Here is a 16236-nt window from a genome sequence, read left to right as displayed (position 1 = left end):
CGCCGACACCGTGCTTGACCTGCGGGGCGTGGGCGAACCGGTGCCCGACCCCGCGCCCACCCAGGCGGAGTTCTTCGCGGAGGAGCCGGTCGGTCCGCCGCGTCGGCCCGCCCCCGCGGGCGTGCTCTTCCTGGAGAACGGCGGCGGCAAGTCCGTCCTGCTCAAGCTGATCTTCTCGGTGATGCTGCCCGGTCACCGCAACACCCTCGGCGGCGCCAGCTCCGGCGTGCTGCGCAAGTTCCTGCTCGCCGACGACTGCGGGCACGTGGCACTGGAGTGGCAGCACGTGCAGACCGGCGAGTGCGTGGTCGTCGGCAAGGTCAGCGAGTGGCGCGGGCGCCAGGTGTCCAACGACCCGCGGAAGTTCGCCGAGGCCTGGTACTCCTTCCGGCCCGGCCCGGGGCTCACCCTGGACAACCTCCCCGTCGCCGAGGCGACCGCCGTACGGCCGTCCGCCGAGGGCCAGTCGGGCGCGCGGGGACGGCGCCGCACCATGAAGGGCTTCCGTGACGCGCTCACCGAGGCGGGCAAGATCTACCCGCACCTGGAGGTGCACTGGGAGGAGATCCACGAGCGCTGGACCGAGCACCTCGGCGACCTCGGCCTGGACCCCGAACTCTTTCGCTACCAACGGGAGATGAACGCCGACGAGGGCGAGGCGGCCGGCCTGTTCGCGGTCAAGAAGGACTCCGACTTCACCGACCTGCTGCTGCGCGCCGTCACCGACACCCGCGACACCGACGGGCTCGCCGACCTGGTCAGCGGCTTCGGCAGCAAACTCGGCCGACGCGCCGAACTGATCGCCGAACGGGACTTCACCGCCGGCTCGGCCGACCTGCTCGGCCGGATCGTCGAGGCCACCGAGGCCCGCACACGCGCGCGGGACATCCACGCGGCAGCCGAGCGGCGCACGCGCACGCTGGTGCGGCGACTGTCCGCGCGGGCCGTGCGGGAGCGGGCACGGGCCGGCGACCTCGTCCAGCAGGTCACCGCCGCGGCCCACGCCGTCACACACTCCGAGGCCGCGCGGGAGCGCAGTGCGCTGATCTCCGCCGAACTCGCCTACCGGCACGCCTCACTGGCCCTCACCGTTGCCGAGAAGTCCGCCGCGGCGCAGAAGCGGGAACTCGCCGACGCGCGCACCCTGCACTCCGCCTGGCAGGCCGCCGAGGCCGTGCTGCGCCATCGCGCCGCCGCCGACCGTGTGGCCCGCGTCTCCGCCGCGATCCAGGAGGCCGAGCGGGACGCGGCCCCGGCGCTCGCCGCGCGCGCCAAGGCCGCCGTGGACCTCGTACGGGCCCTGCACGCCGCCGCGGAGAGCGCCGAAGCCCTGGCCAACGAGGAGGAGGAGCGGTCCGCGCGGCTCCAGGAGGCCGGCGAGTCGGCCTACCGGGACCAGACGGCCGCCGCCACCGAGGCGCAGCGAGCCCGCAGCGAGGCCGGTCATCTGCGCCAGCGCCTGGCCGAGGTCGAGCAGGAGACCGCCGAGGCGGTCCGTGCGGGCTGGCTGGACGACAGCGCCCCCGACGCCGACCCGGCGCGCGCCGCGCTGGCCGCCAGCGACGCCGAGAAGACAGCGGTCGCCGCCTGGGACCAGGCCCGCGAGGCATCCCGGAAGGCCACCGAACACGCGCGCGAGGCCGCCTCGGCCGAGTCCCGCGCGGAACTCACGGCGGCCCGCGCGGCCGACGCGGCGGCGGCGGCGCAGCGCGCGTACGAGGCCGAGCGCCGCATCGCCGAGGCACTGGCGGCGGAGGAACGGCTCGCGGAGCTGCTGAGCCTGCCGGGCACGACGACCGGTGCCGGACGGGCCGGAGTCCCGGCGTCCCGCACGGGACCGGACGACGCGGACGGCTCAGGCGGCACGAGCGGCACGGGCCGCGCCCAAGGCGCCGAGGGCACTCTCACCCCCGAGGAGCTGGACCGCTTCGCCGACGAACTGCGCGCACTGCTCGACGACGCCGTCTCCTCCGCCGAACGGCACCTGTTCGAGCTGCGCACCGCCGCCGCCGACGACGCGCGGATCCTCGGCGCGCTCGGCGACGGCGGACTGCTGCCGCCCGGCCCGGACGTGCTGGCCACCGTCGAGTTCCTCGGCGAGCACGGCATCCCCGCACTGCCCGGCTGGCGCTACCTCGCCCAGGCCGTCGACCCCGCCGACCACGCGCGCGTACTGGCCGCCCGGCCCGAGCTGGTCGACGGTGTGATCATCACCGATCCCGACACGCACGCGCGTGCCCGCGACGCCCTCGCGGACGCGGCCCTGTTGCCCCGGTCCACCGTGGCCGTCGGCACCGCGGCCGCCCTGCTCGCCCCCACCTCGGCCGCCGGCGCCACCCCGGGTGACGTCTTTCTCGTACCGCCGAACCCGGCCATGCACGACGAACACGCCGCCGACGAGGAACGGCAGGCGCTGCGCGCGCGGGCGACCGCGCGGGACGAGGAGATCCGCCGGCTCGCCGCCCGGCTCGGCAAGGACCGGGAGCTGGCGGCGCGGCTCGCCTCCTGGCGCACCGGCTGCCCCGTCGGACGGCTCCTGGAGCTGGCCCGGGCCGCCCAGGACACGCGTGTCTTCGCGGAGGAGGCCGAGGCCGAGCTGGCCGAGGCGCGCAACCTGCGGGCGGAGGCCGACGAGGCCGCCGCCGAGGCCGCCCAGGCACGCGACGAACGCCAGGAGGCCGCCCAGAGGGCGCGGCGCGCCGCCGACGCCCTCGCCGGCCTCGCGTTCCGTCTGCGCGAGCGCGCGGGCTGGCAGGCCAAGCTGCGCGAACTCGCCGACGAGGCCGCCGAGTCGGAGGCCCGCGCCCAGACCTGCCTGGAACGCGCCCGCGCCGCCGACCAGGACCGGCGCGCCGCCCAGCGCGCCGCCGACGACGCCCGCCGCACCGCCCGCGCGTTGCGCGCCGAGCGCTCCGAGATCGCCGGTGCCCCCGACGACGTACCCGAAGCCGACGGGGGCACGCCGAAGGCGTCCCTGCCCGCCCTCCGGGAGGCGTACCGGGCCGCCTCCCAGGTGTACGAGAAGGTCGGCGTCGGCGCCGACCTGCGCGCCGAACAGGCCCGCGCGGAGAGCGACGAGAGCGCGGCCCGCGCCGAACTCGACCGCCTCAGCAACAAGGTCCGCACACGCGCGGAGCAACTCCTGCAGTCCCCCGACGGCTCCGACGGACCGTCCCGGCAGGCCGCCGCGGCCCGCGCGGAGGAGCTGGTGCAGCTCCTGGAGACCCGCATGTCGTCCGCGAGCGAACAACTCGGCCGACTGCGCGGCGAGGCCGAGCGGCACGCCCCCGAGGACAGCGAGGCGCACACCGAGCTGCCCGATGAACTGCTCCCGCGCGACGCCGAGCACGCCCAGGCCCTGCTGCGCACGGCCACCGCCGAACTCGCCTCCCGCACCGAGGCGTTGACCCAGGCCCGCGAGGCGCACGCCGAGCTGCTCCAGGCCCACCACGCCGCCGAGGAGGCGGCGGGCGGCTTCGACGAGATCGCCGCCATGCTCCGCGACCTGCTGCGCGAGCACAACGGTGACGAGGAGCAGGGGGAGCCGGAGCCGTACCCGGGCAGCCCGGAGGCGGCCCGTCAGGCGGCAGCCGAGGCCCGCCGGTCGCTGCGCGGCTGCGCCACCGACCTGTCCGCGGCCGAGGCGGCCGTGCGCGAGGCGAGCGACGTCCTCGTCCGGCACGCCAACTCCACCCGCTACGAGCAGGTGCGCACCCCCGCCCGGCAGCAGATCCGCGAACTGCCCGCCTCCGCCCTGCCCGAGCACGCCCAGCGGTGGGCCGAGGCCTTCGCGCCCCGCCTCCGGGTCCTCACCGACGAGCTGGAGCAACTGGAACGCAACCGGGACTCGATCGTGGACCGGCTGCGCGGCCTCGTCGAATCGGCACTCGCCACGCTCAGATCCGCCCAGCGCCTCTCCCGCCTGCCCGAGGGCCTCGGCGAGTGGTCCGGGCAGGAGTTCCTGCGCATCCGCTTCGAGGAGCCGGACCAGGCCACGCTCACCGAGCGCCTGGGCGAGGTCATCGACGAGGCGACCCGGGCCGCGGTGAAGAAGAACTCCGACCTGCGGCGCGACGGCATGTCCCTGCTGCTGCGCGGAGTCGCCGCGGCGCTGCAGCCCAAGGGCGTCGCCGTGGAGATCCTCAAGCCGGATGCCGTGCTGCGCGCGGAGCGTGTCCCCGTCGGGCAAATGGGCGACGTGTTCTCCGGCGGCCAGCTGCTCACCGCGGCCATCGCCCTGTACTGCACCATGGCCGCCCTGAGGTCGAACGACCGCGGCCGCGACAGGCACCGCCACGCCGGCACACTGTTCCTGGACAATCCCATCGGGCGCGCCAACGCCACCTATCTGCTGGAACTCCAGCGAGCCGTGTCCGACGCCCTCGGCGTCCAGCTCCTTTACACCACCGGCCTGTTCGACACGACGGCCCTGGCGGAGTTCCCGCTGGTCATCCGGCTGCGCAACGACGCCGACCTGAGGGCCGGGCTGAAGTACATCAGCGTGGAGGAGCACCTGCGCCCCGGCCTGCCGCAACAGACTCCGGCAGGAGAGGCCGTGCACAGCGAGATCACGGCGACCCGGATGTTCAAACGCCCGGCATGACCGTCACGGGCCGCGCTCGACCCGGCCAGGGCACCCCGGGTGGCCGCAGCTCGTCTGCGGCCGCCCGTCCCTAGGAGTGCGACAGCCGTCCCGTGCCGCCCCGTCGGCGTATTCGCTCCCGCGTCCGCTCGGCAGCCCGCTCCTCCCGCCGTGCCCGGCGTCGTTCGCGCCGCAGGGCACGCGCGGTACTGCTCGGCACCGAGACCACGCCGTTGCGCTGGTTCCACACCTGGCGGGTCACCCATACGTCGAGCGCCGCCCAGGTGGCCACCACTGTGCCGGCCACGCTGCTCAGGACCATCGGGAACGCCAGCCAGGACTCGGCCATGGTGCACAGGAACGCCACCACGGCCTGTGTCAGTGTCACGGCGACGATGAGCACGGCCCGCACGGCCGCCTCCCGCACCGGATCGGGCATCCTGCGCCGCCGCGCCGGCTCCTCGACCCACAACGGCTTGTATGCGGGCTGCTCGGCCGGCCCGTCCGCGACCACCAAAGACCCATGGGCCTCCCGCCCGCCGCCGTCCGCGGACATGTCGTGATCCGGCGCCTGTGGCACCCTTCGTGTCGGCGCCGTACCGTCGTCGGCGGCTGTCTCGTGCCGCTCCGCCGTGCCCATCAATATGTCCCTCCCCACCGCCGGCAGACCACGTGTCCCCCGGTGCCCGAAGAACCGGTTTCCCAGCGGCTGCCCGGCTTGCGCTGCTTTACGCCGCCCAGGTGCGGGGTGCGGCTCCTGTGGCCGATTCCACCCCCATTTCCCATTGAGTAGGACGAACGAGACGTCACGAAGATTCCCGGACGGAGAAAAAAATCGGCCAACCATCCAGGATGACTGACCTGTGACGACGCGTCCGCCACCACCGTGTTCCGGGCCGTCATCACCCACAATGCCTGACAATCCGCCATCTCGGCCACCAGTAAGGAAGTTGATCCTCCGGACAACTCTTCGAATTGACTGTGTGTCGGTAGTAGGCTCGCGCCGTTTGTTGACGCACATGTGTACCCCCGGCCGGTGGGGGTCGAGCTGGGGGAGGCCATGCGCTTTCGCGGGAAGTCCATCCGCCGGAAGATCGTGGCGCTGCTTCTCGTGCCGCTGCTGTCCCTGACCGCGATCTGGGCGTTCGCCACGGTGATCACCGGACGCCAGGCGACCCGGCTGTTCAACGCCTCGTCCGTGGTGGAGAAGGTCGCCTACCCCGCCGAGGACACCGTCCGAGCCCTGCAGCAGGAGCGCCGCCAGACCCTCGTCCACCTCGCCGACCCCCGCGCCTCCGACGGCCTCGCCGCGCTGCGGCGCAGCCGTGCCGCCACCGACGACGCCATCGCCAAGATCCGTGCGAACGCGAAAACCCCGGACGTCCAGGACGCGCTGGACACAGGCAGCGACGGACGCCTGACCGCCGCGCTGGACGCCTTCGACGGCATCGACTCCCTGCGTCGCAGCGTCGAGGACGGCACCACCGTCCGCGCCCAGGCACTCGACCTCTACAACGGCCTGATCGACCCCTGCTACGTGCTGCTCGCCAACCTCCACGTCGTCGACGACGTCGGCCTGGACAAGCAGTACCGTGCCCTGGTCAACCTCGCCCGGGCCCGCGAGCTCCTCTCCCGCGAGGACGCGTTGCTCGGCTCCTCCCTGGTCGTCGGCACCCTCACCCGCGACGAGAGCCGCCACATCTCCGACCTCGTGGCCCAGCGCTCCATGCTGTACGACGCCAACCTCCCGCTGCTGCCCGCCTCCGAACGCGGCCGCTACGACCGCTTCTGGCAGAACGCCTCCTCCGCCCCGCTGCGCACGGCCGAACAGGCCGCCGTCTCCACCGTCTCCGGCAAGCCCCGGGGCGTCAGCGCGCAGAGCTGGAACACCGCCGCCGGAGACGTCCTCGACGAACTCGGCGCCCTCGACGACGAGGCGAACGACCGCTTCCAGGACCGTGTCCGTCCGGTCGCGATGGACATCGTCCTGCGGGCCGCCGTCGCGGGTGTCCTCGGTCTGATCGCCGTGCTGGTCTCGCTCGTGCTGTCGGTGCGTATCGGCCGCGGCCTCATCCGCGACCTCGGGCAACTCCGCCTGGAGGCCCACGAGGCGTCCGGTGTCCGGCTGCCCGGCGTGATGCGCCGTCTGTCGGCCGGTGAACAGGTGGACGTGGAGACCGAGGTCCCTCGTCTGGAATACGACAAGAACGAGATCGGCGAGGTCGGCCAGGCACTCAACACCCTGCAGCGGGCCGCCGTCGAGGCGGCGGTCAAGCAGGCGGAGCTGCGCGCCGGAGTCTCCGAGGTCTTCGTCAACCTCGCCCGCCGCAGCCAGGTCCTGCTGCACAAACAGCTCACCCTCCTCGACGCCATGGAGCGCCGGACCGAGGACACCGAGGAACTCGCCGACCTGTTCCGTCTCGACCACCTGACCACCCGGATGCGCCGGCACGCCGAGGGCCTGGTGATCCTTTCCGGCGTCGCCCCGTCCCGGCAGTGGCGCAAACCCGTGCAGCTGATGGACGTCGTACGCGCCGCCGTCGCCGAGGTCGAGGACTACGAACGCATCGAGGTCCGCCGGCTGCCGCGGGTCGCCGTCACCGGGCCCGCCGTCGCCGACCTCACTCATCTCGTGGCCGAACTCCTGGAGAACGCCACGGTGTTCTCGCCGCCGCACACCGCGGTCCAGGTCGTCGGCGAACGGGTCGCCAACGGCTTCACCCTGGAGATCCACGACCGGGGCCTGGGTATGACCGCCGAGGCCCTGCTGGACGCCAACCTGCGGCTCGCCGAGACACCGGAGTTCGAGCTCTCCGACACCGACCGGCTCGGGCTGTTCGTGGTCAGCCGGCTCGCCCAGCGGCAGAAGGTCCGGGTCTCGCTCCAGCCGTCCCCGTACGGCGGCACCACCGCGGTCGTGTTCATTCCCGACGCCCTGCTGACCGACGACGTTCCGGACACCAACGGTGTCGGTTTCCGCCTCGACCGGGAGCGGCCCGCGCGGAAGGCCGACCGGGAGGATGGCCGCAGGACAGCCCTTTCCCCGGCACCCGTGCGGCTTCCGGGACTGTCCGCCTCGGTCCTGGACGGGCCGGTGGAGCTGGAGGCCCCCGTCGATCTGGAGGCCCCCGTCGACCTGGACGCCATCGAGGACTTCCCGGGCGTGCTCGACGAGGAGGAAGGCGAACGCGGCGGGCTGTTCCGCCCGCGTCGCGTGCCGGCCCGGCAGAAGGCCGGCGACGGCGCGCCCCGCTCTCTGGCCGAGCCCCGGCCGAGCACCGGTCTGCACGGCACTCCGGAGGGCAAACACACCGGCGAGGCCAGTGAGGACGAGGGCCTGGATCTCCCGGTCCCGCTGCCGCGGCGCCGGACACCCAAACTGGTCAGCTCCCACGGACGCCCGGTCACCGAGCACCGCTCCCGGCGCGAGGCGGCCGACGACGAGGACCCGGCGAGCCGCGGCCGGCCCGAATCCGGGCCGGCGACCCCGCTGCCGGCCCGCCGCCGTGGCGAGTCCCCGCTCGGACCGGCCACCGCCGCTGCCGACCCTCCGGCTGGACGCGGCGCCACACCGGCGTCCCCGGCCGCAGGCGAGAGGCCCCGGCAGGCTCCGGCCCTTCCGCAGCGCACCCGCCGCGCCGCACTCGCCACCGGCGGCCCGGACGACGCCGGACACGGCCCCGCCGACGCGCCCGGCGAGCCGGTTCCCGGCACGGGCGCGCTGCCCCGGCGGGTGCGGCAGGCCAGCCTCGTCCCGCAACTGAAGCAGAGCCCGAAGCGGCGCACCGAGGACGGCCCCGAACCCGTCGAACGCGACGCCGATGGGGTACGCAGCCGTATGGCCTCGCTCCAGCGCGGCTGGCAGCGTGGCCGTGCGGAGCACGCCGCGGGCGACAGCACCGCACAAGGAACGACCGTACAAGGAACGACTGAGGGGGACGGCCGATGACCGCACCGAAGACGACCGGCCACACCGCGACCGGCAAGGCGGAGCTGAACTGGCTCCTCGACGACCTCGTGGACCGGGGCGCCGGCATCCGCAAGGCCATCGTCCTGTCCGGGGACGGCCTGCCCACCGGTGTGTCCAAGGACCTGACCCGGGAGGACAGCGAACATCTGGCCGCCGTGGCCTCGGGCTTCCACAGCCTCGCCAAAGGCGTGGGCCGGCACTTCGAGGCGGGCAGCGTCCGGCAGACCGTCGTCGAACTGGACGAGGCCTTTCTGTTCGTCACCGCCGCCGGCGACGGCAGCTGCCTGGCCGTCCTGGCCGACGCCGACTCCGACATCGGCCAGGTGGCGTACGAGATGACCCTCCTCGTCAAGCGGGTCGGCGTGCATCTGGGCGCCGCTCCGCGCACCGATGTGCCCTCCGGCGGGTAGTGGGATGACATGAGCGCAGACGGTCAGGCAGGAAACCACTGGTTCGACGACGAGGCCGGACCGGTGGTCCGCCCCTACGCCATGACGCGCGGCCGCACCAGCCACGCGGGCCGGCACCGCCTGGACCTGATCGCGGTGGTCGTCACGGAACCCGGCGTGGACGACCCGGAGGCGGACCACGCGCTGTCGCCGGAACACGTGGCCATCGTCGGGTTGTGCCGCGACACCCCGCAGTCGGTCGCCGAGCTCGCCGCGGAACTCGACCTGCCCGTCGGCGTGGTGCGCGTCCTGATCGGTGACCTCGTGGGCGAGGAGTACGTTCACGTGACGCGCCCGGTGCCCCCGGCCCAGTTGCCGGACGAGAGCGTCCTGCGTGACGTGATCAACGGTCTGCGGGCGCTGTGAGCGGTGCGGAAGCGGGGTGATGAGGTGACAGGCTGGCAGTTCTGGGTCGACCGGGGCGGCACGTTCACCGACGTCGTCGCACGCCGCCCGGACGGCCGTCTGGTCACGCACAAACTGCTGTCCGACAACCCCGCGCGGTACGCCGACGCGGCCGTCGCGGGCGTCCGGGCACTCCTGGACGACTCCGGTGATCCCGTGGAGTCGGTCCGCATGGGCACCACCGTGGCCACCAACGCCTTGCTGGAGCGGACCGGTGAGCGGGTCGTTCTCGTCGTCACCCGCGGCTTCGGCGACGCCCTGCGCATCGCCTATCAGAACCGCCCGCACATCTTCGCCCGCCGCATCGAGCTGCCCGAGCTGCTGTACGAACGGGTGCTCGAGGTCGACGAGCGCATCGCCGCCGACGGCACCGTCCTGCGCGCCCCCGACCTCGACGCCCTCGCCGGCCCTCTCCGGCAGGCGTACGACGACGGGATCCGCGCTGTCGCCGTGGTCTGCCTGCACAGCCATCTGCACCCCGCGCACGAACGAGCCGTCGGCGAGCTGGCCGCCCGCGTCGGCTTTCCGCAGATCTCGCTGTCCAGCGAGGTCAGCCCGTTGATGAAACTCGTCCCGCGCGGGGACACCGCGGTCGTCGACGCCTACCTGTCGCCCGTGCTGCGCCGCTACGTCCAGCACGTCGGCGACGAGCTCCACGGTGTACGGCTGATGTTCATGCAGTCCAACGGCGGGCTCGCAGAGGCGGGGCAGTTCCGCGGCAAGGACGCCATCCTGTCCGGGCCCGCGGGCGGCATCGTCGGCATGGCGCGTATGTCCCGGCTCGCCGGCTTCGACCGGGTCATCGGCTTCGACATGGGCGGCACCTCCACGGACGTCTCCCACTACGCGGGCGCGTACGAACGCGTCTTCACCACGCAGATCGCGGGTGTGCGGCTGCGCGCTCCCATGCTGGACATCCACACCGTGGCCGCCGGCGGCGGCTCGGTCCTGCGTTTCGACGGCTCCCGCTACCGCGTCGGCCCGGACTCGGCGGGCGCCGACCCGGGACCCGCCTGCTACCGCGGCGGTGGTCCGCTCGCCGTCACCGACGCCAATGTGATGCTCGGCCGCATCCAGCCCGCCCACTTCCCCGAGGTGTTCGGCCCCGGCGGCGACCAGCCCCTCGACGACGCACTCGTCCGCCGGCGCTTCACCGCCCTCGCCCGCGAGATCCGGGAGCAGACGGGTGACGACCGCACCCCCGAGCAGGTCGCCGAGGGCTACTTGCAGATCGCCGTCGCCAACATCGCCAACGCCGTCAAGCGAATCTCCGTGCAGAAGGGGCACGACGTCACCCGCTACGCCCTGACCACCTTCGGCGGCGCGGGCGGGCAGCACGCCTGCATGGTCGCCGACTCGCTCGGCATCCGCACCGTCCTCGTGCCGCCCATGGCGGGCGTCCTCTCCGCGCTCGGCATCGGCCTCGCCGACACCACGGCCATGCGGGAGCAGTCCGTCGAGGCACCCCTGGAGCCCGCAGCCATGCCGGGCGTGCTGAAGACCGCCGACGACCTGGAGGCCGCCGCCCGCGCGGAACTCATCGCCGAGGACGTCCCCGAGGAGCACATCCGTGTCACCCGCCGCGCCCAGCTCCGCTACGACGGCACGGACACCACCCTCACCGTCGAGCTGGCCGAGCCCGCCACCATGCGGCACGCCTTCGAAGGACGTCATCGCGCCACGTACTCCTTCACCCTCGACCGCCCGGTCGTCGTCGAAGCCCTTTCCGTGGAAGCCACCGGCATCACCGAACCCCCCGATCTGTCCGCCCTCGCCCCGTACCAGGCCGCCCGCGCGGGCCGCCGCACCGCCCCGGCGACCGTCCGTCTCCACACCGGCGGTGCCTGGCGCGACGTACCCCTGCACCGCCGCGAGGACCTGCCCCCCGGCGACACCGTCACCGGCCCCGCGATCATCACCGAGGCCAGTGCGACGACCGTCGTCGACGACGGCTGGCGGGCCGCGGCGACCGACGACGGGCATCTGCTCCTGGAACGCGCGGCGGTTACGCAGAGTTCCGATCTCGGCACAGAAGTCGATCCGGTTCTGCTGGAGGTGTTCAACAACCTCTTCATGTCCATCGCCGAGCAGATGGGCGCCCGGCTGGAGTCCACGGCCCAGTCGGTCAACATCAAGGAGCGCCTCGACTTCTCCTGCGCCCTGTTCGACCCGGACGGAAACCTGGTGGCCAACGCCCCGCACATCCCCGTGCACCTGGGCTCGATGGGCACCAGCGTCAAGGAGGTCATCCGGCGCCGCGGCCCCCGGATGCGGCCGGGGGACACCTACGCGGTCAACGACCCGTACCACGGCGGCACGCACCTGCCGGACGTCACCGTCATCACCCCGGTCTTCGACACGGACGACACGCAGGGTGACCGTGTCCTGTTCTACGTCGCCTCCCGCGGCCACCACGCCGAGATCGGCGGGATCGCACCGGGCTCCATGCCGGCGAACAGCCGCACCATCGAGGAGGAGGGTGTCCTCTTCGACAACTGGCTGCTCGCCGAGAACGGCCGGCTGCGCGAGGAGGAGACCCTCCGCCTCCTGACCGGCGCGAGGCATCCCTCCCGCAACCCCGGGACCAACCTCGCCGACCTGCGCGCCCAGATCGCCGCCAACCGGAAGGGCGTGGACGAGGTCGCACGCATGATCGACGACTTCGGCCTCGACGTCGTCCAGGCCTACATGCGGCACGTCCAGGACAACGCCGAGGAGGCCGTCCGCCGGGTCGTCGACGCGCTGGACGACGGGGAGTACTCCTACGAGACCGACTCGGGAGCCGTCATCCGGGTCCGCGTCCGTGTGGACCGCGAACAGCGGTCGGCGACGATCGACTTCACCGGCACCTCCCCGCAGCTCGCGACCAACTTCAACGCCCCGTTCTCCGTGGTCAACGCGGCCGTCCTGTACGTCTTCCGCACCCTGGTCGCCGCCGACATCCCGCTCAACGACGGCTGTCTGCGCCCGCTGAGGATCGTCGTACCGTCCGGCTCCATGCTCTCTCCCGAGCCGCCGGCCGCGGTCGTCGCGGGCAACGTCGAAACCTCCCAGGCGATCACCGGAGCGCTGTACGCGGCGCTCGGCGTCCAGGCGGAGGGCTCGGGGACGATGAACAACGTCACCTTCGGCAACGAGCGCCACCAGTACTACGAGACCGTCGCCTCCGGCTCCGGCGCGGGCGACGGCTTCCCCGGCGCGAGTGTCGTCCAGACGCACATGACCAACTCCAGGCTCACCGACCCCGAGATCCTCGAATGGCGGCTGCCCGTGCGGCTGGAGGAGTTCGCGGTCCGTCGCGGCAGCGGCGGCGCCGGCCGGTGGCGCGGCGGAGACGGCGCGGTACGCCGGATCCGCTTCCTTCAGGCCATGACCGTCTCCACGCTCTGCCAGCACCGCAGGATCCCGCCCTACGGCATGGCGGGCGGCGAGCCCGGCGCGCTGGGCTCGGGCCGGGTGGAGCGCGCGGACGGCACGGTCGTCGAACTCGGCGGAAGCGACTCGGCGGACGTCGCCCCCGGCGACGTACTCGTCGTCGAAACCCCGGGCGGGGGAGGATACGGCCCACCGCCCGAACACCATCGAGCAGGAGAAGAGAGCGATGATCTTCGGCCGTTCTGAGCGCGGCAAGCCCCCGGTCGAGCCCGTCACGCTCAAGATCCTGGTGGCCGGCGGCTTCGGCGTGGGCAAGACGACCCTCGTCGGCACGGTCAGCGAGATCAGGCCGCTGCGCACCGAGGAGCTGCTCACCGAGGCGGGGCGGCCGGTCGACGATCTCAGCGGCGTGGAGGGCAAGCACACCACCACCGTGGCCATGGACTTCGGCCGCATCACGCTGCGCGAGGACCTGGTGCTGTACCTCTTCGGGACGCCGGGACAGGAGCGGTTCTGGTTCATGTGGGACGAGCTGGCCGAGGGAGCGCTCGGCGCGGTCGTGCTGGCCGACACCCGGCGCCTGGAGGACTGCTTCGCCGCCGTCGACTACTTCGAGCGGCGTTCCATCCCCTTCCTCGTCGGCGTCAACTGCTTCGAGGGCGCGGCCCGCTATCCCGAGGAAACCGTCCGCCAGGCCCTCGACCTCGACGCCGGCGTCCCGCTGCTGCTGTGCGACGCCCGTGACCGCGAGTCGGTCAAGGAGGTCCTCATCGGGGTCGTCCAGCACGCGATGGCACACGCCGCGGACCGCCGGCGGGCCGTCACCACCTGACGTCATGCGCCGGCCCGTGCCCCACCGCCCGGGACACGCGCGCGTGGCACACGGCGGGCACGCGCGCGTGCGGCTAGTCCTCGCCGTCCTCCAGCCAGCCGAAGCTCCTCTCCACGGCCTTGCGCCAGTTGCGGTACTCGCGCTCACGGGCCGATGCCTCCATGGACGGAGTCCACTCGGCGTCCTTCTGCCAGTGCGACTTCAGCTCGTCGAGGCCGTTCCACACACCGGTGGCGAGCCCGGCCGCGTAGGCGGCTCCCAGGCAGGTGGTCTCGGAGACCTTGGGGCGGATCACCGGTACGCCGAGCACGTCCGCCTGGTGCTGCATGAGCAGGTTGTTCTTCGTCATGCCGCCGTCGACCTTCAGGGTCGTCAGCTGCACCCCGGAGTCCTGGTACATCGCGTCCACGACCTCGCGCGTCTGCCAGCTGGTCGCCTCCAGCACCGCCCGCGCGAGATGCGCCTTCGTGACGTACCGGGTCAGGCCGGTGACCACCCCGCGCGCGTCCGAACGCCAGTACGGTGCGAACAGGCCGGAGAAAGCGGGCACGATGTACGCGCCGCCGTTGTCCTCGACGCTCGCCGCCAGCGGCTCGATCTCGTCCGCCGTACGGATGATGCCGAGCTGGTCGCGGAACCACTGCACCAGTGCGCCCGTGATGGCGATGGCACCCTCCAGGCAGTAGACCGGCGCCTCGTCGCCGATCTTGTAGCCCATGGTGGTGAGCAGGCCGCTCTTCGACGGCACGGGCCGGTTGCCGGTGTTGAGCAGCAGAAAGCTGCCGGTGCCGTACGTGTTCTTGGCGTCGCCCACGTCGTAACAGGCCTGCCCGAACACGGCCGCCTGCTGGTCGCCCAGGGCGGAGGCCACCGGCACGCCGGCGGGCGGGCCGACGGCGGTCCCGTACACCTCGGAGCAGGACCTGATCTCGGGCAGCATCGCCTCGGGGATGTTCATGGCGGACAGGATGGACTGGTCCCACTGGAGGGTCTGCAGGTTCATCAGCATGGTGCGGCCGGCGTTGGTGACGTCGGTGACGTGCCGGCCGCCGTCGGTGCCGCCGGTGAGGTTCCAGATGAGCCAGGAGTCGATCGTGCCGAAGGCGATCTCACCGCGCTCGGCGCGGTCGCGCAGGCCGGGTACGTTGTCCAGCAGCCAGGCCGCCTTGGGGCCGGAGAAGTAGCTGGCGAGCGGCAGCCCGGTCTGCTCGCGGAAACGGTCCTGCCCGTCGGAGCCGCCGAGCTCGTTGCACAGCGCCGCGGTGCGGGTGTCCTGCCAGACGATCGCGTTGTGCACCGGCTTGCCCGTGGCGCGGTCCCACAGGACTGTCGTTTCGCGCTGGTTGGTGATGCCGAGCGCGCTGAGCTGGTTGGCGCGCAGCCCTGCCTTGGCGATCGCGCCCGAGACCACAGCCAGCACCTTCGACCAGATTTCGGTGGCGTCGTGCTCCACCCAGCCGGGCTTGGGGAAGATCTGGCGGTGCTCGCGCTGGTCGACGGCGACGATGGAGCCGCTGTGGTCGAAGACGATGCAGCGGCTGGAGGTGGTGCCCTGGTCGATTGCGGCCACGTACTTCTCGGCGTTGTCCGTCATGGCTACCCCTTGGGGAGTGGAGAAGCGGCCGAGGGCCGGGACATGTCATCCTCTGTGCCCTCACTGGTGTCAGTTTGTCCCACATTGGCATGAAACAGCGCGGAGTGGGCGACAGGTGGCCCCATGTAGGAGGAGGCCGCGGAGGCACGGAAAGCGTTCACCCGGGCACGCAGAGCGTCAAGGGTCCCGGCGGCCAGGCCATCGGCCTGCCCGCCCCCGAGGAAGAGGTGCAGAGCCGAATCGCGGAGCTGCCGACAGAACGACTGACAGAAACCGACGGAGACGTCCTCCTGCTGATCGGATACAGTCCGCGCGTGTCCGAAAATCAACGCTCGACCGGCAACTCCGTGCCGCACTCGCACTGTTCGAGCTACGGAGCGGCCTACGGAGAGAGCGCCTCCGGCTGGCCCCGCGCCTGCCCGGTCTGCGGCACCGTGGCCTACCGCAACCCGCTGCCGGTCGCGGTGGCCCTCCAGCCCGTGTACGACACCAAGGGCACCGCTCTGGTCATCATCACGCGCACCATCGCCCCCGCGCGCGGGGGCACGGCCCTGCCGGGCGGCTACATCGACGACCGTGAGGACTGGCGCCGGGCCGTCGTCCGCGAGCTCAAGGAGGAGACCGGCATCGACGCGGCCGCCCGCGACGTACGGCTCGCCGACGCGATGAGCTCGCCCGGCGGCCATCTGCTGCTCTTCGGGCTGCTGCCGGAACGCCCCGTCGAGAGCCTGCCGCAGTCCAGCGCCACCGACGAGACGGAGGGCTGGCACCTGCTGCGCAGGCCCACCGAGCTCGCCTTCCCGCTGCACACGCTGGCCGTCCGCGCCTGGTTCGAGGGCCGGTACCTCTGACCTCAGCCCTCGGCCGGACCCCGTACGCGCAGCGGGTGGGGCGGCTCGCCCACGCCGTCCTCCCGCTCGAACTCGACGACCACCCGCCCGCCCTGCAGGCGGGTGGTGTAGCGCTCGATCTCCGGCTCCTCCCAGTCGTCGCCCGCGTCCCGGACCACGAGCCCGCGCCCTGTACGTC

9 protein-coding genes are annotated in these 16236 nt (G+C 72.8%); 7 read left to right on the top strand and 2 right to left on the bottom strand.

The genetic code is table 11. The features are described 5' to 3' along the window. Positions 1 to 4603 (top strand): hypothetical protein (locus tag C1I97_RS14425; RefSeq protein ID WP_111003616.1); only part of this gene is annotated, 4603 nt, incomplete at its 5' end. A 70-nt stretch (positions 4604 to 4673) separates the two neighbouring features. On the opposite strand, the gene C1I97_RS14420 is transcribed toward C1I97_RS14425, so the two are convergent. After that, positions 4674 to 5222 (bottom strand): hypothetical protein, encoded by a 549-nt coding sequence (locus tag C1I97_RS14420; RefSeq protein ID WP_181446726.1) that lies wholly within the window; start codon positions 5220 to 5222, stop codon positions 4674 to 4676. Between the two features lie 420 nt (positions 5223 to 5642). Here C1I97_RS14420 and C1I97_RS14415 point away from each other — a divergent pair, with 420 nt between their 5' ends. The 5 genes from C1I97_RS14415 to C1I97_RS14395 are packed head-to-tail and all read left to right on the top strand — an operon-like array spanning position 5643 to position 13613. Beyond that, on the top strand, positions 5643 to 8531 hold the full coding sequence (locus tag C1I97_RS14415; protein WP_111003614.1) for a sensor histidine kinase: 2889 nt from the start codon (positions 5643 to 5645) through the stop codon (positions 8529 to 8531). Continuing rightward, on the top strand, positions 8528 to 8962 hold the full coding sequence (locus C1I97_RS14410) for a roadblock/LC7 domain-containing protein (protein WP_111003612.1): 435 nt from the start codon (positions 8528 to 8530) through the stop codon (positions 8960 to 8962). Before C1I97_RS14415 ends, C1I97_RS14410 begins: the two co-directional genes overlap by 4 nt. 9 nt (positions 8963 to 8971) lie before the next feature. After that, a complete protein-coding gene (locus tag C1I97_RS14405; protein ID WP_111003611.1) occupies positions 8972 to 9367 on the top strand; it encodes a DUF742 domain-containing protein in 396 nt (131 codons plus the stop codon). Between the two features lie 24 nt (positions 9368 to 9391). Next, complete coding sequence (locus C1I97_RS14400; RefSeq protein WP_111003610.1) at positions 9392 to 13027, top strand: hydantoinase B/oxoprolinase family protein; 3636 nt, start codon at positions 9392 to 9394, stop codon at positions 13025 to 13027. Beyond that, complete coding sequence (locus C1I97_RS14395) at positions 13008 to 13613, top strand: GTP-binding protein (protein WP_111003609.1); 606 nt, start codon at positions 13008 to 13010, stop codon at positions 13611 to 13613. The genes C1I97_RS14400 and C1I97_RS14395 overlap by 20 nt, the downstream gene beginning before the upstream one ends. Before the next feature lie 73 nt (positions 13614 to 13686). Here the strand turns inward: C1I97_RS14395 and glpK are convergent, their stop codons facing one another. Continuing rightward, positions 13687 to 15207 (bottom strand): glycerol kinase GlpK, encoded by a 1521-nt coding sequence (glpK, locus tag C1I97_RS14390; protein ID WP_111003608.1) that lies wholly within the window; start codon positions 15205 to 15207, stop codon positions 13687 to 13689. Positions 15208 to 15521: 314 nt separating this feature from the next. Here glpK and C1I97_RS14385 point away from each other — a divergent pair, with 314 nt between their 5' ends. Beyond that, positions 15522 to 16058 (top strand): NUDIX domain-containing protein, encoded by a 537-nt coding sequence (locus tag C1I97_RS14385; RefSeq protein ID WP_111003613.1) that lies wholly within the window; start codon positions 15522 to 15524, stop codon positions 16056 to 16058. The last annotated feature ends 178 nt before the right edge of the window (positions 16059 to 16236 follow it).

Origin of the sequence: Streptomyces sp. NTH33, from assembly GCF_003236365.1 — a bacterium.
Taxonomy (GTDB): Bacteria; Actinomycetota; Actinomycetes; order Streptomycetales; family Streptomycetaceae; genus Streptomyces.
The sequence above is the reverse complement of the archived record's forward strand: the minus strand, read 5'-3'. Positions and strand labels throughout refer to the sequence as shown.

Bases quoted from the DNA above. Each gene is read 5' to 3' on its own strand.
- C1I97_RS14415 (WP_111003614.1), top strand. From the start codon at position 5,643: ATGCGCTTTCGCGGGAAGTCCATCCGCCGGAAGATCGTGGCGCTGCTT.
- C1I97_RS14395 (WP_111003609.1), top strand. From the start codon at position 13,008: ATGATCTTCGGCCGTTCTGAGCGCGGCAAGCCCCCGGTCGAGCCCGTC.
- C1I97_RS14420 (WP_181446726.1), bottom strand. From the start codon at position 5,222: ATGGGCACGGCGGAGCGGCACGAGACAGCCGCCGACGACGGTACGGCG.
- C1I97_RS14405 (WP_111003611.1), top strand. From the start codon at position 8,972: ATGAGCGCAGACGGTCAGGCAGGAAACCACTGGTTCGACGACGAGGCC.
- C1I97_RS14410 (WP_111003612.1), top strand. From the start codon at position 8,528: ATGACCGCACCGAAGACGACCGGCCACACCGCGACCGGCAAGGCGGAG.
- glpK (WP_111003608.1), bottom strand. From the start codon at position 15,207: ATGACGGACAACGCCGAGAAGTACGTGGCCGCAATCGACCAGGGCACC.